The organism is Burkholderia sp. AU44665, assembly GCF_030504405.1.
In the GTDB taxonomy this organism is placed as follows: Bacteria; Pseudomonadota; Gammaproteobacteria; order Burkholderiales; family Burkholderiaceae; genus Burkholderia; species Burkholderia semiarida.
Map to the genome: position 1 here is coordinate 1 of NZ_JAUJRI010000019.1, position 23711 is coordinate 23711.

Annotated in this window: 24 protein-coding genes and 1 pseudogene; 6 read left to right on the forward strand and 19 right to left on the reverse strand. The window is 67.6% G+C overall.

Going from position 1 to position 23711, the window contains the following annotated elements:
* Positions 1-499 (reverse strand): DUF3683 domain-containing protein (locus QZM15_RS26945; protein WP_302107585.1); only part of this gene is annotated, 499 nt, incomplete at its 3' end.
* A gap of 576 nt (positions 500-1075) precedes the next feature.
* Between QZM15_RS26945 and ilvA the strand changes: the two genes are divergently transcribed.
* Together ilvA and queF are read left to right on the forward strand one after the other, a co-directional pair.
* Positions 1076-2599 (forward strand): threonine ammonia-lyase, biosynthetic, encoded by a 1524-nt coding sequence (ilvA, locus tag QZM15_RS26950; RefSeq protein ID WP_059637918.1) that lies wholly within the window; start codon positions 1076-1078, stop codon positions 2597-2599.
* A gap of 12 nt (positions 2600-2611) precedes the next feature.
* A complete protein-coding gene (queF, locus tag QZM15_RS26955) occupies positions 2612-3442 on the forward strand; it encodes an NADPH-dependent 7-cyano-7-deazaguanine reductase QueF (RefSeq protein WP_124864372.1) in 831 nt (276 codons plus the stop codon).
* Between the two features lie 64 nt (positions 3443-3506).
* On the opposite strand, the gene QZM15_RS26960 is transcribed toward queF, so the two are convergent.
* From QZM15_RS26960 to QZM15_RS26990, 7 genes are all read right to left on the reverse strand, one after another.
* Positions 3507-3992 (reverse strand): hypothetical protein, encoded by a 486-nt coding sequence (locus tag QZM15_RS26960; protein WP_302107586.1) that lies wholly within the window; start codon positions 3990-3992, stop codon positions 3507-3509.
* The gene (locus tag QZM15_RS26965) at positions 3989-4237 is read right to left on the reverse strand and encodes a hypothetical protein (protein ID WP_155634584.1); all 249 of its coding nucleotides are present in this window, start codon (positions 4235-4237) and stop codon (positions 3989-3991) included. Before QZM15_RS26965 ends, QZM15_RS26960 begins: the two co-directional genes overlap by 4 nt.
* A gap of 7 nt (positions 4238-4244) precedes the next feature.
* A complete protein-coding gene (locus tag QZM15_RS26970; RefSeq protein ID WP_124864368.1) occupies positions 4245-4628 on the reverse strand; it encodes a DUF1493 family protein in 384 nt (127 codons plus the stop codon).
* Positions 4628-5062 (reverse strand): STM2901 family protein, encoded by a 435-nt coding sequence (locus QZM15_RS26975; protein ID WP_275905567.1) that lies wholly within the window; start codon positions 5060-5062, stop codon positions 4628-4630. The genes QZM15_RS26970 and QZM15_RS26975 overlap by 1 nt, the downstream gene beginning before the upstream one ends.
* Before the next feature lie 251 nt (positions 5063-5313).
* A complete protein-coding gene (locus tag QZM15_RS26980) occupies positions 5314-5700 on the reverse strand; it encodes a RidA family protein (protein ID WP_059580793.1) in 387 nt (128 codons plus the stop codon).
* Between the two features lie 123 nt (positions 5701-5823).
* Positions 5824-7305, reverse strand: coding sequence for an amidohydrolase family protein (locus QZM15_RS26985; protein WP_089465134.1), 1482 nt, complete (start codon positions 7303-7305; stop codon positions 5824-5826).
* 2 nt (positions 7306-7307) lie between these two features.
* Entirely contained in the window at positions 7308-8246 is a 939-nt protein-coding gene (locus QZM15_RS26990) for a MurR/RpiR family transcriptional regulator (RefSeq protein WP_302107587.1), read from the reverse strand.
* A gap of 119 nt (positions 8247-8365) precedes the next feature.
* Here QZM15_RS26990 and QZM15_RS26995 point away from each other — a divergent pair, with 119 nt between their 5' ends.
* Complete coding sequence (locus tag QZM15_RS26995; RefSeq protein ID WP_059580786.1) at positions 8366-9646, forward strand: amino acid deaminase; 1281 nt, start codon at positions 8366-8368, stop codon at positions 9644-9646.
* Positions 9647-9802: 156 nt separating this feature from the next.
* Positions 9803-10384, forward strand: a complete 582-nt coding sequence (locus QZM15_RS27000) for a DJ-1/PfpI family protein (RefSeq protein ID WP_302107588.1) — start codon at positions 9803-9805, stop codon at positions 10382-10384.
* A gap of 123 nt (positions 10385-10507) precedes the next feature.
* Here the strand turns inward: QZM15_RS27000 and QZM15_RS27005 are convergent, their stop codons facing one another.
* Together QZM15_RS27005 and QZM15_RS27010 are read right to left on the reverse strand one after the other, a co-directional pair.
* Positions 10508-10954 (reverse strand): MarR family winged helix-turn-helix transcriptional regulator, encoded by a 447-nt coding sequence (locus QZM15_RS27005; RefSeq protein ID WP_059580779.1) that lies wholly within the window; start codon positions 10952-10954, stop codon positions 10508-10510.
* 26 nt (positions 10955-10980) lie between these two features.
* A complete protein-coding gene (locus QZM15_RS27010; RefSeq protein WP_059580775.1) occupies positions 10981-12576 on the reverse strand; it encodes an MDR family MFS transporter in 1596 nt (531 codons plus the stop codon).
* Between the two features lie 106 nt (positions 12577-12682).
* Between QZM15_RS27010 and QZM15_RS27015 the strand changes: the two genes are divergently transcribed.
* Positions 12683-13525, forward strand: coding sequence for an EcsC family protein (locus QZM15_RS27015; protein WP_302107589.1), 843 nt, complete (start codon positions 12683-12685; stop codon positions 13523-13525).
* Here QZM15_RS27015 and QZM15_RS27020 read toward each other — a convergent pair.
* Both QZM15_RS27020 and QZM15_RS27025 read right to left on the reverse strand, forming a co-directional pair.
* Positions 13495-14457, reverse strand: a complete 963-nt coding sequence (locus QZM15_RS27020) for an alpha/beta hydrolase (protein WP_059580771.1) — start codon at positions 14455-14457, stop codon at positions 13495-13497. The genes QZM15_RS27015 and QZM15_RS27020 overlap by 31 nt on opposite strands.
* Before the next feature lie 89 nt (positions 14458-14546).
* Entirely contained in the window at positions 14547-14981 is a 435-nt protein-coding gene (locus QZM15_RS27025; RefSeq protein WP_059580768.1) for a CHRD domain-containing protein, read from the reverse strand.
* Between the two features lie 489 nt (positions 14982-15470).
* Here QZM15_RS27025 and QZM15_RS27030 point away from each other — a divergent pair, with 489 nt between their 5' ends.
* Positions 15471-16472 (forward strand): hypothetical protein, encoded by a 1002-nt coding sequence (locus QZM15_RS27030; protein ID WP_059580815.1) that lies wholly within the window; start codon positions 15471-15473, stop codon positions 16470-16472.
* 31 nt (positions 16473-16503) lie between these two features.
* On the opposite strand, the gene QZM15_RS27035 is transcribed toward QZM15_RS27030, so the two are convergent.
* The 7 genes and pseudogenes from QZM15_RS27035 to fabG all read right to left on the reverse strand — a co-directional run bounded on the left by QZM15_RS27035 (position 16504) and on the right by fabG (position 23662).
* Entirely contained in the window at positions 16504-17277 is a 774-nt protein-coding gene (locus QZM15_RS27035) for a class II aldolase/adducin family protein (protein ID WP_059580812.1), read from the reverse strand.
* 234 nt (positions 17278-17511) lie between these two features.
* Positions 17512-19134: a phospholipase D family protein gene (locus tag QZM15_RS27040; protein WP_124659454.1), complete on the reverse strand. Its 1623-nt coding sequence runs from the start codon at positions 19132-19134 to the stop codon at positions 17512-17514.
* 99 nt (positions 19135-19233) lie between these two features.
* Positions 19234-19598: pseudogene (locus QZM15_RS27045) on the reverse strand (hypothetical protein); the annotation flags it as partial.
* A gap of 130 nt (positions 19599-19728) precedes the next feature.
* Entirely contained in the window at positions 19729-20490 is a 762-nt protein-coding gene (locus tag QZM15_RS27050) for a M48 family metalloprotease (RefSeq protein ID WP_302107590.1), read from the reverse strand.
* A gap of 202 nt (positions 20491-20692) precedes the next feature.
* Positions 20693-21475, reverse strand: a complete 783-nt coding sequence (locus QZM15_RS27055; protein WP_060317973.1) for a glycosyltransferase family 2 protein — start codon at positions 21473-21475, stop codon at positions 20693-20695.
* Positions 21476-21600: 125 nt separating this feature from the next.
* Positions 21601-22842 carry an endoribonuclease L-PSP gene (locus tag QZM15_RS27060; RefSeq protein WP_302107591.1) on the reverse strand — a complete coding sequence of 414 codons (1242 nt, stop codon included), beginning with the start codon at positions 22840-22842 and terminating at the stop codon, positions 21601-21603.
* 103 nt (positions 22843-22945) lie between these two features.
* Positions 22946-23662 carry a 3-oxoacyl-ACP reductase FabG gene (gene fabG, locus QZM15_RS27065; RefSeq protein ID WP_059580749.1) on the reverse strand — a complete coding sequence of 239 codons (717 nt, stop codon included), beginning with the start codon at positions 23660-23662 and terminating at the stop codon, positions 22946-22948.
* Positions 23663-23711: the final 49 nt, after the last annotated feature.

The following is a 23711-nucleotide window of genomic DNA, read 5'->3' on the forward strand; positions in this document are numbered from 1 at the left end:
AGCGGCCAAGCGCCTTGGTCGCGCGGCGGCGCAGCTCGGCCATCTTGTCGAATTCGTCGGCGAACTCGTCGACCGCGCGCTGCGCCGCCGCTTCCAGCATCTCGACGCGCGATGCGCGCTCGCGGCCGGCGGCGTCGCGGTGCTCGGTGAGATCGGCGCTACGGCGCTTGCCGATTTCGGTCAGGCGGTGGTTCAGCGCCTCGATCAGCAGCGCGCGGCGCTTCGGGTTGTCGAGCAGGTCGTCCTGCAAGTACGGGTTGCGACGCACGACCCAGATGTCGCCGAGCACTTCGTACAGCATCCGTGCGGAACGGCCCGTGCGGCGTTCCGCACGCAGTTCGTCGAGCACCGACCACGCCTCTTCGCCGAGCAGGCGGATCACGATCTCGCGATCCGAGAAGGACGTGTAGTTGTAGGGGATCTCGCGCAAGCGGGGCGCGGGGTCGGCGGCGACGGCGGCGGCCGCGCCATGCGGATCGAAAACTTGTGGTGCGTTCATGTTCGGACGACTCGGAGGGCCGATATCCCGTGCACGGGCGTCGGCAAGCGCGTGGGCGCAATCTTGGGGAAATCTGTTCTGTTACCAGGCGCGCGGCTGTCCTTCATGGGGCCGGAGCGGGCGACTCGCCCCTCCTGGCCGGCGACAGGGCCTGGCGGCACTCGGGACCATCAGCACGATCGCGCGCGGCGCGCATGCCGTTCGGCCGCGGGGCTGGCTGCGCGCGGCGTCGGCTTCAACGGTGCGATCCGAGGGTGCCTCTGCATCTTCCGAATCCTTGATTCAAAACGGAATTCTAACCCATGATCGCGCCGCCCGTGACACGCCGGACAGGTCGTGGGGCTATCGCCGCGAGCCGCGCCGGGCGGGGTTCGGCACGATTTCGGGCGGCCATTCGCCGTCCGTCCGGTCGGTAACCATGCGGTTAAACCGGTAAAAAGCGGCGCGCGGCGCCCCGCCCGTATGCGCAGGTCGCCGCCCACGACCGCCCGCCCGGCATGCCGCTTGCGTGCGGGCGGACCCTTGGCGCTATCATTGACCCTTTACCGTCTGCATCCGCACTGCACGCGAGCGCCCATGGCACCCCACGATTACCTGAAGAAAATCCTCACCGCGCGCGTCTACGACGTCGCGATCGAGACGGAACTCGAACCGGCCCGCAATCTGTCGACCCGGCTGCGCAACGCCGTTTACCTGAAGCGCGAGGACAACCAGCCGGTGTTCTCGTTCAAGCTGCGCGGCGCGTACAACAAGATGGCGCACATTCCGGCGGACGCGCTCGCGCGCGGCGTGATTACCGCGTCGGCCGGCAACCATGCGCAGGGCGTCGCGTTCTCGGCGGCGCGGATGGGCATCAAGGCCGTGATCGTCGTGCCGGTCACGACGCCGCAGGTGAAGGTCGATGCGGTGCGCGCGCACGGCGGCCCGAGCGTCGAGGTGATCCAGGCGGGCGAATCGTACAGCGATGCGTATGCGCACGCGGTCAAGGTCCAGCAGGAGCGCGACCTCACGTTCGTCCACCCGTTCGACGATCCGTACGTGATCGCCGGCCAGGGCACGATCGCGATGGAAATCCTGCGCCAGCATCAGGGCCCGATCCACGCGATCTTCGTGCCGATCGGCGGCGGCGGGCTCGCTTCCGGCGTCGCCGCGTACGTGAAGGCGGTGCGCCCCGAGATCAAGGTGATCGGCGTGCAGGCCGAGGATTCGTGCGCGATGGCGCAGTCGCTGGACGCGGGCGAGCGCATCGAGCTGAGCGAGGTCGGCCTGTTCGCGGACGGCACCGCGGTGAAGCTCGTCGGCGAGGAAACCTTCCGGCTGTGCCGCGAATTCCTCGACGGCGTCGTGACGGTCAACACCGACGCGCTGTGCGCGGCGATCAAGGACGTGTTCCAGGACACGCGCAGCGTGCTCGAGCCGTCCGGCGCGCTCGCGGTCGCGGGCGCGAAGCTGTACGCGGAACGCGAAGGCATCGAGAACCAGACGCTCGTCGCGGTCACGTCCGGCGCGAACATGAACTTCGACCGGATGCGCTTCGTCGCCGAGCGCGCCGAGGTCGGCGAGGCGCGCGAGGCCGTGTTCGCGGTCACGATCCCCGAGGAGCGCGGCAGCTTCAAGCGCTTTTGCTCGCTCGTCGGCGATCGCAACGTCACCGAGTTCAACTACCGGATCGCCGATGCGCAGTCCGCGCACATCTTCGTCGGCGTGCAGATCAAGCGCCGCGGCGAATCGGCGGAGATCGCCGCGAACTTCGAGTCGCACGGTTTCAACAGCGTCGACCTGACGCACGACGAGCTGTCGAAGGAACACATCCGCTACATGGTCGGCGGCCGCTCGCCGCTCGCGCTCGACGAGCGCCTGTTCCGCTTCGAATTCCCGGAACGGCCGGGCGCGCTGATGAAGTTCCTGTCGTCGATGGCGCCGGACTGGAACATCAGCCTGTTCCACTACCGCAACCAGGGCGCGGACTACAGCTCGATCCTCGTCGGGCTGCAGGTGCCGCCGGCCGATCGCGCCGAATTCGAACGCTTCCTCGCGGCGCTCGGCTATCCGTATGTCGAAGAGAGCGCCAACCCGGCTTACCGCCTCTTCCTGTCGTAAAGGCTTCGTGCAATGAATCCCGAACATTCCCCGCTCGGCAAGGCCACCGTCTACGCGGCGCAGTACGATGCGTCGCTGCTGTTCCCGATCCCGCGCGCCGGCGCGCGCGAGCAGCTCGGCATCACGTCGGCGCTGCCGTTCTTCGGCACCGACATCTGGAACGCATACGAACTGTCGTGGCTCAACGCGCGCGGCAAGCCGCAGCTCGCGATCGCGACGTTCTACGTGCCGGCCGAATCGCCGAACATCGTCGAATCGAAGTCGTTCAAGCTGTATCTCGGCTCGTTCGCGCAATCCAAGTTCGACTCGGTCGACGCGGTGCGCGACGTGCTCAAGCGCGACGTGTCGGCCGCATGCGGCGCGAGCGTGTCGGTGCAGCTGGTGTCGCCGCACGAATTCGGCAAGCTCGAGATGGACGAGCTCGACGGGCTGTCGCTCGACCGGCTCGACCTCGACACCGACGTGTACGAACCCGATCCGTCGCTGCTGTCGGCAGCCGACGGCGAGAACGAGGCGCCGGTCGAGGAGACGCTCGTGTCCGACCTGCTGCGCTCGAACTGCCCGGTCACGGGGCAGCCGGACTGGGGCAGCGTGCAGATTCATTACGTGGGGCCGCAGATCGATCACGCGGGGCTGCTGCGCTACATCATTTCGTTCCGCAACCATACGGGCTTTCACGAGCAGTGCGTCGAGCGGATCTTCCTCGACATCATGCATGCGTGCAAACCGGTGAAGCTGGCGGTGTATGCGCGCTATACGCGGCGCGGCGGGCTCGACATCAACCCGTTCCGCACGAATTACAACCAGCCGATGCCGGATAACGCGCGGACGGCGCGGCAGTAAATGAGTCTGTTGGCGGCATCTTGCGGTCCGCCAACCCTCCCTGCTTGCGGAAGGGTGCGTCTCTCTAATTCGGCGCGAACATGGCGGCCCGGCACTTCGGACAATACAGGTAGATTGTTCGACCATCGTGCATGGAAATGAAGCCTCGCCTTGCCTGGTCTATCCTCCATTTCGCCGCGCCACCACCCGCTAGACGCGCTTCGCCTTCGGCATAGCAACTCGCGGCATCCAAGTCATGACTGTACGCCCGTTCCGTTACGCGGTTCGCACGCTTGAAAAACGCGCTGACATCCGTCTGCCGAAGAATGAACTGGCGGCACATATCCGCGGTTTCGCCTCCGCTGATGTCGGCCGACCACGCCCCGTTGCTGACGATTTCGACAGACCTCGGCGCAACATGAGGCACTACTCCTCGCAGCGGCGTCTTGTCGGACAACGTGCTCGCAACGGCAGTGCGGTCGAGCACGAGCAGCAACATCAGAATTGCGATCCGCATCACCATTGCACGCTTGCTCGCCGCTGCGTGGCGCTTGCCCAATGCGACCGTCATTTCGGCTGCGCCGGCAAACCGCCGAAGGTGCGTGCAAAGTTGCTCTCGATATGGGCCAGCAAACGTGTGAGCGTTTCCTGGTCTTCGTACCGATCTGCGAGCGCATCCTCATCGAGCGAATCCGGATCCATGCACTCGATCTGGTCGAGTCGCAAGCGGATCGTTTCCATCAGCACGGCCCATTCGCCCATCAGCAATGGGATGGCCATGTCGCCGCGACCTTGCCGCTGATCACTCATGTTCATTTCAGCATCATCTACGGCTGGCACTGTCATCCTGCTTTCGCTGCACTTCGGCCAATCGCTCGGCATCCCATTTCCTCCCGACCGCCGCACGATGCAGCATCGCGAGCGTAATTGGTTCACGCTCGAGGTGGTGCGGTTTTCGAAGCACCCATCGCCGAAACAGCGAATAGAGCAACCCCTCGCCTTCCATCAAAAAATATCGATGGAAATCGAAGTCGCCGGTATCGACGGCAAACCGCTCAAAAAAGCGCCACATGAAGTCATTGGCTTCGTCGCCGGTTTGACCCAGGTCTTCCCAGAGCCGGGTATGAGCAGCGAGCGGCTTCGATGGACCGAGCCCCACCTCCGACCTCACAAAAGCTTCGATCTCGTCCCAACTCACGTTTTGCATCAAAACACCCTGTCCTCGTTTCTGACGAGGCCGTTGTACCGGGAGGTCGTTCCGTGAACGATCGCGAACACGTCACGCGCAAGCAGCGCCCAACCCACGCCAGGCACGGCACGTCCGACGAACACGCTGAGTTTTCGGGTCAGGATGATCCGAAACGACTTGATACTCTGCAGCGTCACGGTTGGTAAAACCTTCCTGTTCAACTGGTGGCGGAAAATCGATCGAGCCATCACGGATGCGACGGACGTTCCTTTCGTCGCGCCGCCGAATTTCTGCCGCGTCGGCAATACCGGCCAACCCGCCAGAATCAGGATCACAGCTTCGACATCGTCGATCCCGGCCCGTGCACACGTCTCTTCTACAGCGACGAAAAAGAAAAGCTCGGCGGGTGTGAGATCCGAATGAACGCCGTAGCGGTATGTATTGCTGGTCATGGTGCGACTTCACGAAATCGTTGATCGGGAAGACGACCATACCCAGCAATCCACTTAGTCTGCTCGTTCGAATTTCATGATGCCCGTTGCCAATTACGCGTCCATCACTGTTGTCACCCGCCAGACGGACCTGTCGTCTCGCGCTCTCATCGACAGGATTCTATTCAAAGCGTAAAAATTCAGTGCCAAATGCAACAAGGCCGGTGCACGTCCATGCACCGGCCTTGTCGTACAGCTTCCGCCCTCGCGCGTTACTTCACCGGCGGCTTGTACGCGATGCAGTCGACCTCGACCTTGCAGTCGATCACCATGCTCGATTGCACGCACGCGCGTGCCGGCGGGTTCTCGCCGAAGTACGACACGAACACCTTGTTGAACGACGCGAAATCGCGCGCATCGTCGAGCCACACGCCGCAGCGCACGACGTGCTCGAGGCCGTAGCCGGCTTCCTTCAGGATCGCGATCACGTTCTCGATCGCCTGCTTCGACTGCGTGACGATCCCGCCTTCGACGACCTCGCCGTTCACCATCGGCGTCTGGCCCGACACGTACAGCCAGCCGTCGGCCTCGACCGCCCGCGCGAACGGCATCACCTGGCCGCCGGTCCCCTTCGCTTCGCCTACGCCATATCGCTTCATCGTTTCACTCCTCGTGTTGTCGACCGGAGCCGGCGCTTCAGCGCCTGCTCCTGCCCATGCAACGCACGGTTGCGGGTACGCGCGCCGGCTGCTGCGGCGCGCGGAAGATCGGAATGCGCGCGTTCAGAACGCCGCATCGGCACTGGCCGACACGCGTTCGCCGCGCGCGACGAAACCGCCGGCGCGCTCACCGGTCGGCTGGCCGTTTTCGTAAGTCAGCACACCGTTCACCCACACGGCATCGATCCCGTGCGCGGGCTGCTGCGGCTTCTCGAACGTCGCGGCGTCGATCACGCTCGCCGGATCGAACAGCACGAGATCGGCGTGATAGCCGACGTGCACCTCGCCGCGCCGAGCGAGCCCGAAGCGGCGCGCGGACAGCGACGTCATCTTGCGGATCGCCTCCTCGAGCGGCAGCAGGCTGGTGTCGCGCACGTAGTGGCCGAGCACGCGCGGGAACGCGCCCCACAGCCGCGGATGCGGCAGCGGATCGTTCGGCAGGCCGTCGGAGCCGACCATCGTCGCCGGATGCGACAGGATCCGGCGCACGTCGTCCTCGGACATGTTGTGGTACACGGCGCCGGCCGGGCGAATGCGCTGCGCGGCCTCCTGCTCGGTCACGCCCCAGTCGGCCGCGATCGCCTTCAGCAGCTTGCCCGCGACTTCCGGATGCGGTTCCGACCACGTGATCGTGATGTCGATGTCGCCCGTCACCTGCTTCAGATCGAGCGTCGACGAGCTGCGGCTGTACGGATAGCAGTCGCAGCCGACCGGCTGGTAGCGGCGCGCGCCTTCGAGCGACGCGAGCACCTCGGTGCTGCGCCCCCAGTTCGACGGGCCCGCGCACTTCAGGTGCGAGATCACGACCGGCACGCGTGCATGACGGCCGACCTGGTACGCCTCTTCCATCGCGTCGAGGATCGCGTCGAATTCGGTGCGCATGTGCGTCGTATACAGCGCGCCGGCTTGGGCGAGCGGTTCGGCGAGCGCCATCACTTCCTCGGTCGGCGCCGCGAACGCCGAGCCGTACGCAAGGCCAGACGACAGGCCGAGCGCACCGTTCGCGAGCGCCTCCTCGAGTTGCGCGCGCATGCCGGCGATCTCGCCGTCGGTCGCCGCGCGGTCGAGGCGGTCCATCTGGTTGTTGCGCAGCGCCGTATGGCCGACGAGCGCCGCGACGTTCACGGCCGGGCGCGCGTCGTTCACGGCCGCGACGTAGGCGGCGAAGGTCGGGTACTGGAACGCGCCGCGCTCGCCGAGCAGGTTCATCGGATCGGGCGGGTCGCCCGCGAGCGTCACCGGCGATGCGCTGATCCCGCAGTTGCCGACGATCACGGTCGTCACGCCCTGCGAGATCTTCGGGATCATCTGCGGCGCGCGGATCACGTGCGTGTCGTCGTGCGTGTGCACGTCGACGAAACCCGGCGCGAGCGCGCGGCCGTTCGCGTCGACGACGTTCTCGGCGAGCCAGTTCGACAGGTTGCCGATCGCCGCGATCAGGCCGTTGCGGATCGCGACGTCGCGCGTGACGGGCGGCGCGCCGGTGCCGTCGTACAACTGCGCGCCGACGATCAGCGTATCGGCGGCTTCGGGGTGCGAATGCATGGTCAGTCTCCTACCGGTTGACGGTCTCCGCCGCCGCGGTGCGCGTCGAGCGCGTGCTTGATACGGCGCAGCGATTCCCGGCCCGCATCGCCGAGCCGCAATGCGACGCCGGTGACGAGCACGTCGATCGCCATCATCATCGCGTAGCGCGATGTCGAAGGCTTGTAAATGAAATCGGTTTCGAATGCGACGACGGGGATCAGGTGGTCGGCGAGCTTCGCGAGCGGCGATGCCGGCGCGGTGAGCGCGATCAGCTTCGCGCCGTAACGCTTCGCGAGCCGGCAGCTCTCGAGCAGCTCGGGCACGCGCCCGCTCACCGACAACGCGACGACGACGGTATCGCCCGACAGCGTCGCGGCCACCATCCGCTGCAGCAGGCTGTCCTGGTAGCTCGCGACCGGCCGGCCGAAGCGCACGAGCCGGAAGCGCAGCTCGTCGGCGAGCGCGGTCGAGCCGCCGCCCTGCCCGTACACGTAGGTCATCTTCGCGCCGGCGAGCAGATCGGCCGCCGCGTCGAACGACGTGTTGCGCAGCAGCTGGTGGTTGTGCGCGAGCGCCACGCGGATCTCGTCGTAGACGATCGACGCGGGGCTCGTGTCGTCGGCCGGCGCGTCGTCGGACGGCACCAGGAAGCGCTGGCCGACGGCCGCCGCCTGCGCGACGAGCACCTTCAGCTCGCGCACGTCGCGGCAGCCGACGGCCTTCGCGAAACGCGTGACCGTGGCGACGCTGACCTCCGCGTCGCGCGCGAGCGCGCCGATGCTCGCATGCGCGGCACGCGCCAGATCGGCGAGGATGAACGCGGCGACCTTGCGCTCGGCTTCGCGCAGCTCGGGCGCGCATTCGGCGATCCGCGCGACGATGTCGAGGACCGGCGGAGCGGCCTGAGCCGGATGCGGCTCGGCCGCGGGCGAAGCGGACGGGGAAGCGGGCGTATTCATCGGCGGAAAAGGGGGTGAAGCAGGATGTTATTAAATAACATCACCGCGCCGATGCTACTTTCTGTACCATCTGCATGTCAACTTCAGTGCAATGCATAGTGATGATGGAGCGGGATGACATGAAAGTTACAAACTATCAGGAAGCGACGATCGATCCGTTCGGCAAGGGCCTGGGCAATCTGCCGAGCGCGAGCGTGCCGCTCGGCGACGCCGGCCGGCTCGAATGGAACCTGCTCGCGGAAGACGTCAGCCTGCCGGCCGCCGTGCTTTACGAGGATCGCGTCGAGCACAACCTGAACTGGATGCAGGCGTTCGTGCAGAAATACGGCGTCAAGTTCGCGCCGCACGGCAAGACGACGATGGCGCCGCAACTGTTCCGCCGCCAGCTCGACGCCGGCGCGTGGGGCATCACGCTCGCGACCGCGCACCAGACGCAGGCCGCGTATCACGGCGGCGTGCGGCGCGTGCTGCTCGCGAACCAGCTGGTCGGCCGCCAGAACATGACGATCATCGCGGGGCTGCTGTCCGATCCCGATTTCGAATTCTTCTGTCTCGTCGATTCCGCGGAGAGCGTCGACCAGCTCGGCCGCTTCTTCGGCGACGCGAAAAAATCGCTGAACGTGCTGATCGAGCTCGGCGTGCCGGGCGGCCGCGCGGGCGTGCGCGATGCCGCGCAGCGCGAGGCCGTGCTCGCCGCGATCGCGCGCTATCCGGACACGCTGAAGCTGGCCGGCATCGAACTCTATGAAGGCGTGCTGAAGGAGGAAGGCGAGATCCGCGCGTTCCTGCAGCAGGCGGTCGCGCTCACGCGCGAGCTGGCCGAAGCCGGCCGCTTCGCGCGCACGCCCGCGATCCTGTCCGGCGCCGGTTCGGCGTGGTACGACGTGGTCGCGGAGGAATTCAGGAAGGCGTCCGATGCGGGCTTCGCGGAAGTCGTGCTGCGTCCGGGCTGCTACCTGACGCACGATGTCGGCATCTACAAGAAGGCGCAGACCGACGTGTTCGCGCGCAACCCGATCGCCCGCTCGATGGGCGAAGGGCTGCTGCCGGCGCTGCAGCTGTGGGCGTACGTGCAGTCGGTGCCGGAGGCCGACCGTGCGATCGTCGCGCTCGGCAAGCGCGATGCGGCGTTCGACGCGGGCCTGCCCGAGCCGGCGCGCCACTTCCGCCCGGGCCGCGACACCGCGCCGCGCGACGTCGCCGCCGCCGAAGGCTGGGCCGTCACCGGGATGATGGACCAGCACGCGTACCTGCAGATCCCGCCGGGCGCGGACGTGAAGGTCGGCGACATGGTCGCGTTCGACATCTCGCACCCGTGCCTGACGTTCGACAAGTGGCGCCAGGTGCTCGTGCTCGATCCGCAGTTCCGCGTGACGGAAGTCGTCGAAACCTTCTTCTGACGCATGCCGCGCGCGGCGCCGCCTTGCCGCTCGCGCGGGGCGGCCGTCACGCGCGCTTCAATCCGCCGGAGTACACTGCGCTTTCGCCCTCGGGCCCGTCGCGGCCGTCATGCACGGCGCGATCGGGCCTTCAACGCTGCTTCTCTGGAGAAAGCCATGGCCGCCAAGAAGATCCTGTTCCTGACCGGCGATTTCGCCGAAGACTACGAAACGATGGTGCCGTTCCAGGCGCTGCAGGCCGTCGGCCATCACGTCGACGCAGTCTGCCCGGGCAAGCGCGCGGGCGACAAGATCAAGACCGCGATCCACGATTTCGAGGGCGACCAGACCTACACCGAGAAGCCCGGCCACAACTTCACGCTGAATGCGGCGTTCGACGACGTCGATGCGGCGCGCTACGACGCGCTCGCGATCGCGGGCGGCCGTGCGCCCGAATATCTGCGGCTCGAACCGAAGGTGATCTCGCTCGTGCGCGAGTTCGCCGAAGCCGGCAAGCCGATCGCGGCGATCTGCCACGCGGCGCAACTGCTCGCGGCCGCCGACGTGATCCGCGGCAAGCGCATTTCGGCCTACCCGGCCTGCGCACCGGAGGTGAAGCTCGCGGGCGGCGAATACGCGGACATACCGGTCGATGCGGCCGTGACCGACGCGCCGTTCGTCACCGCGCCCGCGTGGCCCGCGCATCCTGCCTGGCTCGCGCAGTTCCTCGCGCTGCTGGGCACGCGCATCGAGCTGTGAACGACGCGGGAATGAATCGAAATGATGTGAAGTGAAACGCCGGCCGGCAGCGGGTGCGTACGTGCGCTCGGCCGCGCCGGCCACGATCGGCCGACGGGGGGGCGCCCCGTCGCGGCCTGCCCTTCAGTGCGGCGCAGGCGTCGAGCCGACGTCCGCGATCCGCGACTCCAGCATCGCCAGCGCGCCCGACAGCGCGGTCAGCACGTCGTCCGGCAATTGCGCCATCGTCTGGTCGATGAACGCCTTGCGGCGCGGCAGGCACGCTTCGAACGCGGCGCGGCCGTCGGCGGTCAGCGTGACGTTGGTCACGCGGTTGTCGCGTGCATCGGACGCGCGCTCGATCCAGCCGAGCGCGTCGAGCGACTTCAACTGGCGCGTGAGCGCGCCCGGATCGATGCGCAGCACCTCGACGAGCTTCTTCTGCGACGCATGCCCGTCCATCGTGTGCAGCGCGACCATGATGCGCCAGCGCGGCATCGGCTGCCCGACGTGCGTTTCGAATGCGGTCATGAACGCACGATACGTGCGTCCGAATTGCTGCAAGATCGCGACGCGGTCCTGTTCTTCCATGCGCTCAGTTCTGTTCGTTCAATCGGTCAATCGGCCGCGACGTGCGGTTCGATCTTGCGCCGCAGCGCGATCGGCGGCACGCGACGGCACTGCCACACCGACACCACGGCGACGACGGCCGCCATCGCGACACCGAGGTGGATCGCGCCGACCAGCGATTCGCGGGCCGCTTCCAGCAGCAGCGCGCCATTATGCCCGGCACGCGTCAACTCCGCGACGAGACCGCCCTGCGCCGCGCGATCGATCAGGATCTGCGGATCGGCGAGCCGCGCGTGCCACTGCATCGCGTGGTCGGCCGACAGCGCGCTGCGCACGCCGCCCGAATACATCTGGTTGACGAGCGTGCCCGTGAGCGCGGTACCGAGCATCCCGCCGACCATGCGCAGCGACTGCAGCAGCGCCGTCGCGATGCCGAGATGCTCGCGGCCGGCCGTCTGCTGCGCGAACACGGTGAGGTTCGGCAGCACGAAGCCGAGCCCGATGCCGCCCGCGACCATCAGCGCCATCAGCATCCAGGCCGGCGTCGCGTGGGTCGCCACGACGACGCCCGCGCAGGCGGCCGCGAACAGCACGAAGCCGACGTGCAGCATCGCGTTCGGGTTGCGGATGCGCGTGATGACGCGGCCGTTCATGATGCTGCCGATCGTGATGAACACGACGAGCGGCGTGATCACGAGCCCCGCTTCCTTCGGCGACATCCCGAAGCCGCCCTGGAACAGCAGCGGCGCGTAGAACAGCAGCGAGAACATCGAGAAACCGGCGAGGATCGCGAGCACGAACAGCGCGGACAGCGCGCGGTTGGCGAACATGTCGAACGGCAGGATCGGCTGCGCGCAGCGCTTCTCCCAGTGCCACAGGCCGGCGCCCGCCGCGACCGCGACGACGAGCAGCAGCGACGCCCAACTCATGACGCCGTACTTCGGCAGCCATTCGACGAACAGTTGCAGCGCGCCGAGCGACAGCGCGATCAGGAGCGCGCCCGGCCAGTCGAGCCGCATCTTGCGATCGTGCTCGACGTGGCGCAGGTGCGGCAGGTAGCGCCACACGAAGAACAGCGACAGGATGCCGATCGGCAGGTTCACGTAGAACACCGAGCGCCAGCCGAACGATTGGGTCAGGAACCCGCCCAGCGACGGCCCGACCGCATTCGCGATGCCGAACGCGGAGCTCATCAGCACCTGCCAGCGCAGCCGCACGACGGAATCGGGAAACAGATCGGGAATGCATGCGAACGCGGTGCCGACCAGCATCCCGCCGCCGATGCCCTGCAACCCGCGCGCGAGCACGAGGGTCAGCATGTCGTTGGCCATCCCGCAGAGCACCGACGCGCCGGTGAACACGACGATCGACGCGATCACGAACGGCTTGCGCCCATAGTAATCGCCGAGCCGGCCGAAAATCGGCACGGTAATCACGGAGCTGAGCAGGTACGAGGTCGCGACCCATGCGTACAGGTCGAAGCCGCGCAGTTCGGCGACGATGGTCGGCAGCGCAGTGCCGACGACCGTCTGGTCCAGCGCGACCAGCATGGTGACGAACGAGATCCCGATCATCGCGAGCAGCGATTCGCGGAACGGCAGGACTTGCCCGCTCGAATGGTGGGCGGCAGTATGGACGGCCATTTTTTGTCGATGCAACTTTTGCCGGGTCAAATAATCTCAAAATTCTAGCATGCCGGAGTAATCTAGGCTGGCGATGGTTCAGGGCCCGTTCAGGCCAAGGAGAAAGATGGAACCGATTTCAATCAACCCCGCGACGACGCTGTCGCCGGAGGACCGGGACGCGCTGCGGCGCGCGAAGCAGGTGCTGGAAAGCCCGTCGCTGACGATGAAGCTGACGGGCGTGCTCGGCGCGCCGGTCGAGAAGATGATCGCGCGGCTGCCGGACTTCGCGACCGGCAAGATCAACGATGCGACGCAGCTCGCGCTGCGCAAGTGCCTGAACATCGCGCTGCGCACGCTCGGCAAGCCGCAGGCGCCGGACGCCGAGCCCGACAAGCCCAGCAATCTGCTGCACAAGCTCGCGGTCGCGACGGCCGGCGCGGCGGGCGGCGCATTCGGCTTTCTCGCGCTGCCGGTCGAGCTGCCGGTGACGACCACGCTGATCTTCCGCTCGGTGTGCGACATCGCGCGCAGCGAGGGGGAGGATCTGACGTCGGTCGATACGCAGCTGCAGTGCCTCGCCGTGCTCGGGATGGGCGGCCACCCGGACAAGCAGGAGGAGGACGCCGATCTCGGCTATTTCGTGCTGCGCGGCGCGCTCGCGCAGGCGATCTCGAAGGCGTCGTCGGACATCACGGCCAAAGGCATCGCCGCGCACAGCTCGGCGGCCGTGTTCAAGCTCGTGCAGACGGTGGCCTCGCGCTTCTCGGTGCAGGTGACCGAACAGATGGCCGCGAAGTCGATCCCGGCGATCGGCGCCGTGCTCGGCGCGACCGTCAACACGCTGTTCATCGACCACTTCCAGCAGATGGCGCACGGCCACTTCACCGTGCGCCGGCTTGAACGCAAGTACGGCCCGGTGGCCGTCCAGGCCGCCTATCAGGCAATCGACGCCTCGCCCGCGCGCTGAGCCGCGCGCTCGAGCGCGACGCGGCGCAGGAACGCGGCCGCGCGGTCGAGCGCGTCGCGCGCCTCCGGCACCATCGGCGCATACAGCTGCCACACGTGCGGCATGTCGGGCCACACCTCGATCTCCACCGCCACGCCGGCCGCCTTCGCCTTGTCCGCGACGCGGCGCGAATCGTCGAGCAGCACCTCGGTGCTGCCGACCTGGATGTACAGCGGCGGCAGGCCGGTGAAATCGGCGTGGAGCGGCGATGCGTACGGATGCGTCGCCGGCGTGTCGCCGAGATACAGCTTCGCGGCCTTCGGCAGCGCCGCGGCCGCGAACATCGGGTCGCGGCCGTCGTTGCTGCGCATCGTGTCGCCGGTGCCGGCCAGATCCGTCCACGGCGAGAACAGGATCGCGCCGGCCGGCAACGGCTCGCCGCGATCGCGCAGCGCGACGAGCGTCGCGAGCGCGAGGCCGCCGCCCGCCGAATCGCCGCCGAGCACGATCGACTCGGGCGGCGTGCCGAGCGCCAGCAATTGCCGGTATGCGGCGAGCGCATCGTCGAGCGCGGCCGGGAAGCGGTTTTCGGGCGCGAGCCGATAGTCGAGCGAGAACGCGCGCACACCCGCGCGCTTCGTCAGCCCGAACACCAGCGGCCGGTGCGTCTTCGTCGAACAGAAGTAGTAGCCGCCGCCGTGGAAATACAGCAGCGTGCGGCCGGACCCGCGGCCCGTGGCGGTGTCGGTGCGCTCGAGCCATTCGCCGCGCAGCGGCGCGTCGCCGGCGCCGAAGCACGGGCGCAGCCGGTAGCCCGACGGCGGGCGGCGCGGCACGATCATCCGCAGGTCGGTAAAGCGCCGGGCACGCGCGGGGTCGAGCACCTCGCGCGTGGTTTCGGGACGAAACTGCCAGCGCAGCAGCCAGCAGGCGAACTTGCTTTGCCAACTCATCGGACGCCCTCCGTCATCGCAATGTGACGATGGTACGGGCGAACGTGCGCGCGTCGCTCGACAGGTGCCTCTACATCGAACGCCTGCGCTCAGTTCGCCGGCATCACCTGGCCGCGGATCTCGCCGGACGGGTGTTCCTTCGTATGAATGTTGAAGTACCACTTGCCGCTCATCAGGTCGGTGACCTGCGCGTCGGTGAGTTCCTTCGATCCCTTGATCGGGCTCGTCAGCTCGTCCTTCGGAATCGGAACCTGCACGCCGGCGTTCTGGCCGACCGGCGCGGGCCCGTGGAAATGCGCGGCCGTGGCCGGCCCCGTGAGGTGTTCGTAGGTGACCGTCCACTGCAGCATGCGGGTGGCCGTGTCGTAGGTGGCGGCGACGGCGCCCGAGCCCTTGGTCGCCGTCGGCGGCACTTCGCTCGACGGCTGCAGACTGGCGGACAGGCGCACCGTTTCGGCAGCGGCGCTGCCGGCGGCCAGCACGCCCGCGAATAACGCGACCTGGAGCAAACGCAGCTTGAGCATGGATTCTCCTTGTACGACGTGGACGCCACCCGGACGGGGGCGCCAGTTGCGATGGTAGTCGATTGCGGTCGATCCGGGCAGCCTGCCGAAACGTGGAAGAGACCTTTGCAGCAGGCCCCCTGAATCGCGACGCGGCCTTTCGCTACACTTCGCTTCACAGTTGCTTGTTTCCTTCGTCCGAAGGAGTCTGCGAGTATTCACGCGGCCGCCCGGCCGCGTTTTTTTTGCGTGTATCGACCGGCACGCGACATGCCGCACACGAACGTCTCTTTCCGGAATAAGAAGCATGACGAATCGTTTTTCATCTCGCGAACGCCGCGATCGAAACGCATGCCGACGCGTGCCGGGACCCGACCGCGTACCCCGCATGTTGTCACGATACGTGTAATACGGTATTGCGAGAACCCGGGTCGACACGTGTTTTCCCGCGCAGGAAAATGATCGCGTGTTGTCGTGACTGGAAAGTTGACCGTGCCGGCCCGTCTCCCGCTGCCCCGCCCGACCCGCCCCGTCCGCGCCCGCCCGCTGCTGGCGGGACTCTGCTCCGCCGCCGCCCTCTACGGCGCGCCCGCCGACGCGCAGGAATTCTCGCTGTTCACCGGCCCGCTGTGGGGCGGCGGCCAACGCACGTATTCGTGGGCGTTCGATTACCAGGAAGGCTTGAGCCCGCATACCGCGCTCGGCTTCACGTGGTACAACGAAGGGCACATCCCGAATCACCACCGCGATGGCCAGGCCGTGCAGTTCTGGGGCCGCATGCCGCTCGATCGCCGCCGGCTGGTGCTGTCGGCCGGCGCGGGCCCGTATCGCTACTTCGACACGGTGCCGGCCGCCGAAGGCCGCGGTTACTCGAATACGCATGGCTGGGGCGTGTTGATGAGCGTGCGCGCCGCGTACTACACGTCACACCGCTGGATGGCCCAGCTTCAGGTCAACCGCGCGCAGGTGTTCGGCGGGCCCGACACGACGGCGGTAATGTTCGGTGTCGGCTACCAGCTCGATGCGCCCGACACGCCGGGCCCGCGCGACACCGCGCTGCCGCGCGCGAGCCGGGTCACGCACAACGAAATCACGGCGATGCTCGGCGAGACGATTCTCAACAGCCGCTCGTCGCCGTCGACGCTCGGCGGCAGCCTCGAATACCGGCGCGGCCTGACGCGTTCGATCGACTGGACCGCGACGTGGATGTACGAAGGCGCGAAGCAGGCGGTCCGCCGCAACGGCGTCGCCTCCCAGCTGTGGCTCACGCGCGCGTTCCTGAACGACAAGGTCACGCTGGCGGCCGGCGCCGGCGCGTATTTCACCGTCAACCAGCGCAACCGCGAAGGCCAGCCGGGCCCCGGCGACGGCCGCCTCTCCGGCATCGTGTCGATCTCGGCCAGTTACCGGATCTCCGAGCGCTGGCTCGCGCGCGTCACGTGGAACCGCGTGGTCACGCGCTACGACCGCGACACCGACGTGATCCAGGCCGGCCTCGGCTACCGGTTCTAGTCGGGCGCACTCGCCGGGCGCGCCGCCCGCGTCACGCGCGATAGCCCGGATCGATCCGGTCGACGATGCGCTGCAGCGCGTCGAACGCGTCCTGCCCCGCGCCATGCTTCGGATCGAAATTCAGCGAATCGCGCACGCACCCTTCGAGAACGGGCGGCGCAATCGGCAGCGCATCGCCGATCGCATGCGTCGCGATCTGCACCTCGCACGCCCGGTTGAGCAGCCACATCAGCGAAAACGTCTGCGCGAGCGTCGCGCCGATCGTCACGGGCCCGTGGTTGCGCAGCAGCAGCACGGGCCGCCCGAGCGCGCTGTCGACGATGCGCCGGCCTTCCTCGAGATGCACGGTGATGCCTTCGAAGTCGTGATACGCGACCTTCCCGTACAACTGCGCGGCATAGAAATTCGAGAACGACAGCCCGTCGCGCGAACAGCACACGGCCATCGTCGGCGTCGTGTGCACGTGCATCACGCAGTGCGCATCGGGGAGCGCCGCATGGATCGCACTGTGGAACGTGAACCCGGCCGGATTGATCGGCCAGTCGGAATGACCGATCACGTTGCCGTCGATGTCGATCTTCACGAGGTTCGATGCGCACACCTCGCGGTAATGGAGCCCGAACGGATTGATCAGGAAATGCCCGTCCTCGCCCGGCACGCGCAGCGAGATATGGTTGTAGATGAGCTCGGTCCAGCCGAGGTGGTCGAAGATGCGGTAGGCAGCCGCGAGCTGCACCCGCGCCTGCCATTCGGCTTCGGAAAAGCGCGCGGGGCGCGTGAACGGCTGGTTCGGTACACGTTGCATGGGGAACTCCGGTTGCGCGGGCGCGCAGCGTAGCGGTGCGCGTCGTCCATCGTCTGCCGGCGCCGCGCAGGGTGCGGATCCCGCACGTGCGGCGGCACGTCGTTCGGCACCGTTCCGGCCCGCATTGCGCGAGCGGTCCGGCGCCCTTCACGATTCACATATCGTTGCGCACACAACCATATCATCTTTCCCCGCGCGCCGGTATCGCGGGTTTTGCCGGAGCCGTTCCCGCCCTTACAACTGATCGTCGACCGGCAGCAGCGTGAAGATGCCCGTCATCACGTTGCGCAGCAGCCCCGCATGCGGGTCGACGTGATAGGTGGTGGTCCGGCCGCCCTCGGTGCCCGTCCATTCGAGCGCGGGCGGGCTGCCGTCGGCCCCCTTCGCGAGCGTGACGCGATAGCTTTCGTCCGGCTGCGTCACGCGCGCGAAAATCGCCGCGGCCTGCTGCGCGAGCACCGGGCTGTGGATCACGAGCGCGAGCTCGGTGTTCAGGTACGCGGAACGCGGGTCGAGATTCAGCGAGCCGATCACGAGAATCTGCCGGTCGATCACGTACGCCTTCGCGTGCAGGCTCGCACGCGAGCGCGAGCCGAACAGCCGCGCCGGCTGCTGATCCGGCTGCGACTTGAATTCGTACAGCTCGACGCCGCGCCGCAGCAACGGCACGCGATACGGCGCATAGCCGGCCTGCACCGCGACCGCGTCGGTCGCCGCGAGCGAATTCGTGACGATCGCGACGCGCACGCCGCGCGCGGCCGTCTCGCCGAGGATCTTCACGCCGGCGTCGTGCGGCACGAAGTACGGCGAGAACGCGAGGAATTCCTTGCGCGCGCCGCGCGTGAGCTCGGCCAGGCGCTGCATCGGCGGGCTCACGTACGTGCCGGTCGGCCGCGCGACCTTGGTCGGTGCATCGACCTTGAATTCGGCCGGCGCCCATACGAGTTCGAGTTCGTCGCGCGCGATCTGCCGCGCGAGCGGCGTCGCGTTCAGCGGCTTCGCGTTGTACGGATCGGCATTCTTGCGCCAGTGCTCGCGCAGTTCGTCGCGCATCGCGTCGAGATCCTTCGGATCGAAGGTCTGATGATTGAGCACGCGCAGCGGATAGCTGCTCGCGCTCGCCCAGTACTCGTCGAAGCTCGTCGAGATGTCGTGCGTCACGGGGCCGGCCGCCAGCACGTCGAGATCGCGGAACTGCAGCGTCGGGCTCGCACTGAAGTATTCGTCGCCGAGATTGCGGCCGCCGACGATCGCGAGCTGGTTGTCCGCGATCATCGCCTTGTTGTGCATCCGCCGCGTGAAGCTGTCGATCCGCGTGAAGAAGTTGGCCGTACGCTCGACCATGCCGCGCTGCGATGCGCCGAACGGGTTGAACACGCGGATCTCGATGTTCGAATGCGTATTCAGCGCAGCCATCACGCGGTCGATATCGTCGAAGTTCAGGTCGTCGACCAGCATCCGCACGCGCACGCCGCGATCGGCCGCGTACAGCGCCGCGCCGAGCAGCAGCTTGCCGGTCGTATCCTCGGTCGCGATGTAGTACTGCATGTCGAGCGTCTTCGTCGCCGCACGCGCGAGCGCGATGCGCATCTGCAACGCGGTGGCGCCGTCGGCCAGCAGCCGGAAGCCCGACTGCCCCGGATGCGCGGCCTCCGGCGCGGCCAGCGCATCGCGCAACGGCGTCGCGGTAGCGGCCGGCAACGCGTGGGAGACGGGGCGATCGAGCGAAGTGGCAGGCGGATGCGTCGCGCAGGCGGCGAGCGGCAGCAGCGCACAGACGATCAGCGCGCGGGCCTGGCGGCATGCGGCGCGCCACGGCAGCGCGGCCGGTGCGCGCCGGATCAAGGACGTGAGCACGGAAGCTTCCTCGACAGTCGGATCAATGGGCACGTCATTGCCGCGGCGCGCGGCTGACAGGCGGTCCCGATCGATTCTAGTGGGCGCCCGACGAACCGGTCAATTGGGCGGGCCGAGCATGCCGCGCCGTTGCTCCGACCCATCTCGCGGTACATCGCTCGGTTCGAAATGGCTGCGTACGTAGTCGATATGGTCTGCATCGCGGGTGCGCGTCTCTTGGAGCCGGCGCGTGCGAATCGCCCCGCACACGACCGGGTGCCGCAATGACAGCAACCCGGGTGCCTGCTCGTCCTCCATCGTCATCCCGGCCATGTCGATCCGATGTGCTCGCGCAGCATGCGCGCCACGCCCGTATGTCGATGCACGCACATCGTGTTGCGCGACGCGAGCGCGATCGCCTCGTGCAGCTTCGCGTCGGTCGCGCCTGCGACGGCCGCGTCGCCGTTCGCGTGCGCGGTTTCGAGCGCATAAGCGGCGGCAGGCGCGCCGAGAAAACAAAACCCCACGCCCGAACAACGAGCGTGGGGTTTTTCATGTCGCTTGCCGATCGCCGGCGCGGACGGCCGGCGATCCGCCGCGCGATCGGCTGCGGAATCAGCTACCTTTCGCGATGCGATCCTCGATGTGCTGCGCACGGCTCGACGAAGACGGGTGCGAGCTCATCATCGAGCTCTGGCCGCCGTCGAGCTTCGCGAGCTTCTGGAACGCGGTGACGAGGCCCTTCTGGCTCATGTTCTTCTGCTTCATCAGGTCGAACGAGTAGTCGTCGGCCGCGCTTTCCTGCGACTGCGAGAACTGCGCGTTGATGAACTTCTCGGTGATGTCGCCGAGCTGCGAGCTCGTCAGCGCCGCCACGCCCGGCGAAGCCGCGCCGGCCGCGGTACGCGCCGCGCTCACCGCATACGCCGTCTGCATCGCCTTCTTCGAGTGGCCGAGTGCGACGTGGCCCATTTCATGGCCGATCACGCCGCGCAGCTCGTCGTCGTTCATCATGTCCATCAGGCCGCTGTACACGCGCACGCAGCCGTTGCCCATCGCCCACGCGTTGACGTCCTTGGTCAGGTAGACCTTGGAGTTGATCTTCTGGCCGTTCAGCGTCATGTCGCCGAAGCCCTTCATCACCTTCGCCAGGCGCTTCGCGTACGCGCTGTTCGGCGGCGCGATCTTCGATTCGGCGTCGCTCGCTTTGCACGACTCGTTCGACAGCGCGGCGATGTCGCTGTCCGACAGCGTCGCCGCCTTGTACAGGTTGGTCCCCGCCGACGTCAGGCTGTTCGCGTCAAGGTTCTGTACCCCACCGCACGCGCTCAACAGAAACGCCACGCCACACGCCGCCACCGCTTTCTTGAGTTGCATCCCGGAATCCCTCGATAGTTGTATTTGGGAGCGGCGATTTTGCATAATCCGGCGGAAAATTACCAGATGTTTACATCACATGACATGTCTATTACTCGGTAGATTGAAAATAAGTGTCAAATCATGACCGAATTGACGACAAAAAGCGCCGCAATTGTCGCGCTCGGGCGACGGCCGCAACGGAAGCCGGAAACGGTGTCGCTCAGGCCGTCTGGCGGCGGCGGCGCGTCAGGCGGCGGGCGACCAGCATCGGCAGCCGCACTGCAAAGCCGGTGAAAAGACGCAAGTGCATCCACGCGAGCAGCGCGTTGTCGCGACCGTAGTGAAAGTGCGACACGCCGCCTTCGTGCCGGCCGAAATAGCGCACCGGCGCGTCGATGCGGATCGGACGCACGCCGGCCCAGCACAGCCGCACGGCCGCTTCGGGATCGAAGTCGAAGCCGCGCATCCACGGCTGGCGCCGCATGATCGCCGCCAGCGGCGCGACCGGATACACGCGAAAGCCGTACAGCGAATCGCCGATGCCGGCCCAAAGCGTCTCGAGGTCGGCCCACGCGTTCGACAGCCGGCGCCCCTGCACGCGCAACTGCGGCGCGCTCGCGTCGAACTTCGGCACGCCGAGCACCATTGCGTCGGGCGCGGCCTGCGATGCCGCCATGAAAGCGGGAATCAGGTCGGCCGGATGCTGGCCGTCGGAATCCATCGTCAGCACGTGCGTGAAGCCGCTCGCGGCCGCCGCGTCGAGGCCCGCGAGCACCGCGGCGCCCTTGCCGCGATTCTCCGGCAGTACGATCACGCGCAAGCCGGGATCGCGCTCGGCCATCGCCTGCAGCCGTTCGGCGCTGCCGTCGGTGCTGCCGTCGACGACGACCCACACCGGGTTCCACTGCGCGCGTGCATTGCGCACGGTCGTGTCGACCTTGGCGCCCGGGTTGTAGCTCGGAATCAGGACGAGATGGGTGGACGACGCGTGCAGCCTGGACATGGGAACAGCCGATGACGAAGACGGGGATCCTGACAAAAGTGTATGACTTGCCGACGAACGCTCGCACGCGTCGTCGACCTCGGTTGCATGCCGGGCCGATTGCCGGATCGCGAGGCTCTCGCGCTTCATGGCAGCCACTCCATCGCATGACCGGCGCTGGCCTCGATCTCGACCAGCAGGTCGTCGCGACACACGTGCGCATGCACGAACAGCGGCCGCACGTGAGAACCGGCCGCATCGCGCAGCACGCGGTCGATCCCGGTCAGCGCCGCGGTGTCGCCGGCGTCGCGCACGTAGACGCGATAGCCGAGGTCGGCGAGCGAGTATGGGCCGTGCCCCTGCCGCGCGGCCTGCTCGAGCACCGCCGCGAGATTCGCGACCGTCTCGCGCGTCTGCGCGACGACGTCGCCGCGATGCACGGTGCGATGCCCGACGATGCTCGCGGTGCCCGATACGAACAGCACCGGCGCCGCATCGCCATCGGCCCATGCGGCGGCGCGTGCGAACGTCGGCGCACGCGGGCCGTACTGCGCCGGATAGTGATACGCGCTGACCTGGCGCGGATTCTCGACGGCATCGGCCGGCGTGCGGCTCGCGAGGAAATGAATCGCGAGCGGCGCGGCAGGCGGCGTATCGCCCGCGACCGGCACGACCGAGCCGAGCGCGCATGCGGCCGGCACGCCGCCCGTCAATGCGCGCCGGCACGCATCGAACGCGTGCTGACGGCCGATATTGAACTGACGATAGCGCTCGATCCCGAACTGCACCGCGTTGATCGCCGGCACCGTGTTCCAGATCCGCAGCGGATGCGGCATGCCGAGCGTATCGAGCAGGCCGAACAGCGCGTGGTACGCATCGAACGTCGCGCGTTCGAGCGGCGTGCCGCCGTCGCGCGGCGCGTCGTACGCCGCGTCCGTCTCGTGCACGACGAGGCTGCCGAACACGAGCCCCGCCGCTTCGCTGTAGCGGTAGTGCAGCGCACCGCGCCGTTCGCTGCGCAGGTCGTGCGCGTCGCATTGCCAGAGTTCGCAGACGGCATCGCCCGGCGCGACTTCGGCGCCGAGCAGCGCCATCCGCACCGGCGCGACCGGCAAGCCGGGCGCAACATCGGTCAGCATCCGCGCCAGCGCCTGCGCGCGCGATTCGTGCGGCGTGCCCGCGGCGCCGATGCACACCGCGCCCAGCGCGCCGGGAAACACGCGATCGAGTGCGTCGCCACGGCCGCGCGCATCGTGCAGCAGCGCGACGAGCCGCGCATCGCTCATCTGGACGAGCCGCAGCGCGCGGTCGCCGCCGTGCGCGAACGGCGCGGCGGCGGGGGACGGCGAACACGGTTGCCGTTCGGCGTCGACTGGTTGCACGGACACTTCGATTTCCTCACTATGGGGGCGCAGGCCGAACGACGACGCGGCCCTGCACCGCGGTGCGTTACATCAGGCCAATGCGGTCAGGCCAACGCGACACGCCGCGTCATGCGAGCCCGCCGTTGACGGACAACACCTGCCCCGTCACATAGGCCGCGGCGTCGGATACCAGATACGCGACCATCGCCGCGACTTCGTCGGGCCGGCCCGCGCGCTGCGCGGGCACGAGCTGCCTGATGCGTTCGGCGGGAAACGCCTGTTCGGCCATCGGCGATGCGATGATCCCGGGCGCCACCGCATTCACGGTGATGCCGCGCGACGCGAGCTCCAGCGACAGCGACTTCGTCGCGCCGATCAGCCCCGCCTTCGCGGCCGCGTAGTTGGCCTGCCCGCGATTGCCGGTCACGCCGGCCACCGATGCGATGTTGACGATCCGTCCGTGCCGCGTGCGGATCATCGGCAGCAGTAGCGGCTGCGTGACGTTGAAAAAACCGTTGAGCGTCACGTCGATCACGCTGCGCCACTGCTGGCGCGACATGCCGGCCATCGGCGCGTCGTCGTGGATGCCCGCGTTGTTGACGAGGATCTGCACCGGTGCCTCGTCGATGAACGGCTTCAGCGCGGCAAGCGTCGCGTCGGCATCGGTCACGTCGAACGCGATCGCGTGCGCGGCGCCGCCGGCCGCGACGATCTGCTGCGCGACCGCCTGCGCGTGCGCGAGATGGCGGTTCGCATGCACCCACACTTCATGGCCGGCCTGCGCGAGCGCCGTGCAGATCGCCTGCCCGAGCGCGCCGCTGCCGCCCGTCACGAGCGCCCGCATCGAATGGCTCCGTTCATCGCGTTTTCACCTCGATCGACGCAGCCGCGCA

Bases quoted from the DNA above. Each gene is read 5' to 3' on its own strand.
- QZM15_RS27025 (WP_059580768.1), bottom strand. From the start codon at position 14,981: ATGCTCAAGCTGCGTTTGCTCCAGGTCGCGTTATTCGCGGGCGTGCTG.
- QZM15_RS26965 (WP_155634584.1), bottom strand. From the start codon at position 4,237: ATGAACATGAGTGATCAGCGGCAAGGTCGCGGCGACATGGCCATCCCA.
- QZM15_RS26975 (WP_275905567.1), bottom strand. From the start codon at position 5,062: ATGACCAGCAATACATACCGCTACGGCGTTCATTCGGATCTCACACCC.
- queF (WP_124864372.1), top strand. From the start codon at position 2,612: ATGAATCCCGAACATTCCCCGCTCGGCAAGGCCACCGTCTACGCGGCG.
- QZM15_RS27050 (WP_302107590.1), bottom strand. From the start codon at position 20,490: ATGCAACTCAAGAAAGCGGTGGCGGCGTGTGGCGTGGCGTTTCTGTTG.
- QZM15_RS27055 (WP_060317973.1), bottom strand. From the start codon at position 21,475: ATGTCCAGGCTGCACGCGTCGTCCACCCATCTCGTCCTGATTCCGAGC.
- QZM15_RS26960 (WP_302107586.1), bottom strand. From the start codon at position 3,992: ATGACGGTCGCATTGGGCAAGCGCCACGCAGCGGCGAGCAAGCGTGCA.
- QZM15_RS26980 (WP_059580793.1), bottom strand. From the start codon at position 5,700: ATGAAGCGATATGGCGTAGGCGAAGCGAAGGGGACCGGCGGCCAGGTG.
- QZM15_RS26970 (WP_124864368.1), bottom strand. From the start codon at position 4,628: ATGCAAAACGTGAGTTGGGACGAGATCGAAGCTTTTGTGAGGTCGGAG.
- QZM15_RS27010 (WP_059580775.1), bottom strand. From the start codon at position 12,576: ATGGCCGTCCATACTGCCGCCCACCATTCGAGCGGGCAAGTCCTGCCG.
- QZM15_RS27020 (WP_059580771.1), bottom strand. From the start codon at position 14,457: ATGAGTTGGCAAAGCAAGTTCGCCTGCTGGCTGCTGCGCTGGCAGTTT.
- QZM15_RS26990 (WP_302107587.1), bottom strand. From the start codon at position 8,246: ATGAATACGCCCGCTTCCCCGTCCGCTTCGCCCGCGGCCGAGCCGCAT.
- fabG (WP_059580749.1), bottom strand. From the start codon at position 23,662: ATGCGGGCGCTCGTGACGGGCGGCAGCGGCGCGCTCGGGCAGGCGATC.
- QZM15_RS27005 (WP_059580779.1), bottom strand. From the start codon at position 10,954: ATGGAAGAACAGGACCGCGTCGCGATCTTGCAGCAATTCGGACGCACG.
- QZM15_RS26985 (WP_089465134.1), bottom strand. From the start codon at position 7,305: ATGCATTCGCACCCCGAAGCCGCCGATACGCTGATCGTCGGCGCGCAG.
- QZM15_RS27015 (WP_302107589.1), top strand. From the start codon at position 12,683: ATGGAACCGATTTCAATCAACCCCGCGACGACGCTGTCGCCGGAGGAC.
- ilvA (WP_059637918.1), top strand. From the start codon at position 1,076: ATGGCACCCCACGATTACCTGAAGAAAATCCTCACCGCGCGCGTCTAC.
- QZM15_RS27035 (WP_059580812.1), bottom strand. From the start codon at position 17,277: ATGCAACGTGTACCGAACCAGCCGTTCACGCGCCCCGCGCGCTTTTCC.
- QZM15_RS27000 (WP_302107588.1), top strand. From the start codon at position 9,803: ATGGCCGCCAAGAAGATCCTGTTCCTGACCGGCGATTTCGCCGAAGAC.
- QZM15_RS26995 (WP_059580786.1), top strand. From the start codon at position 8,366: ATGAAAGTTACAAACTATCAGGAAGCGACGATCGATCCGTTCGGCAAG.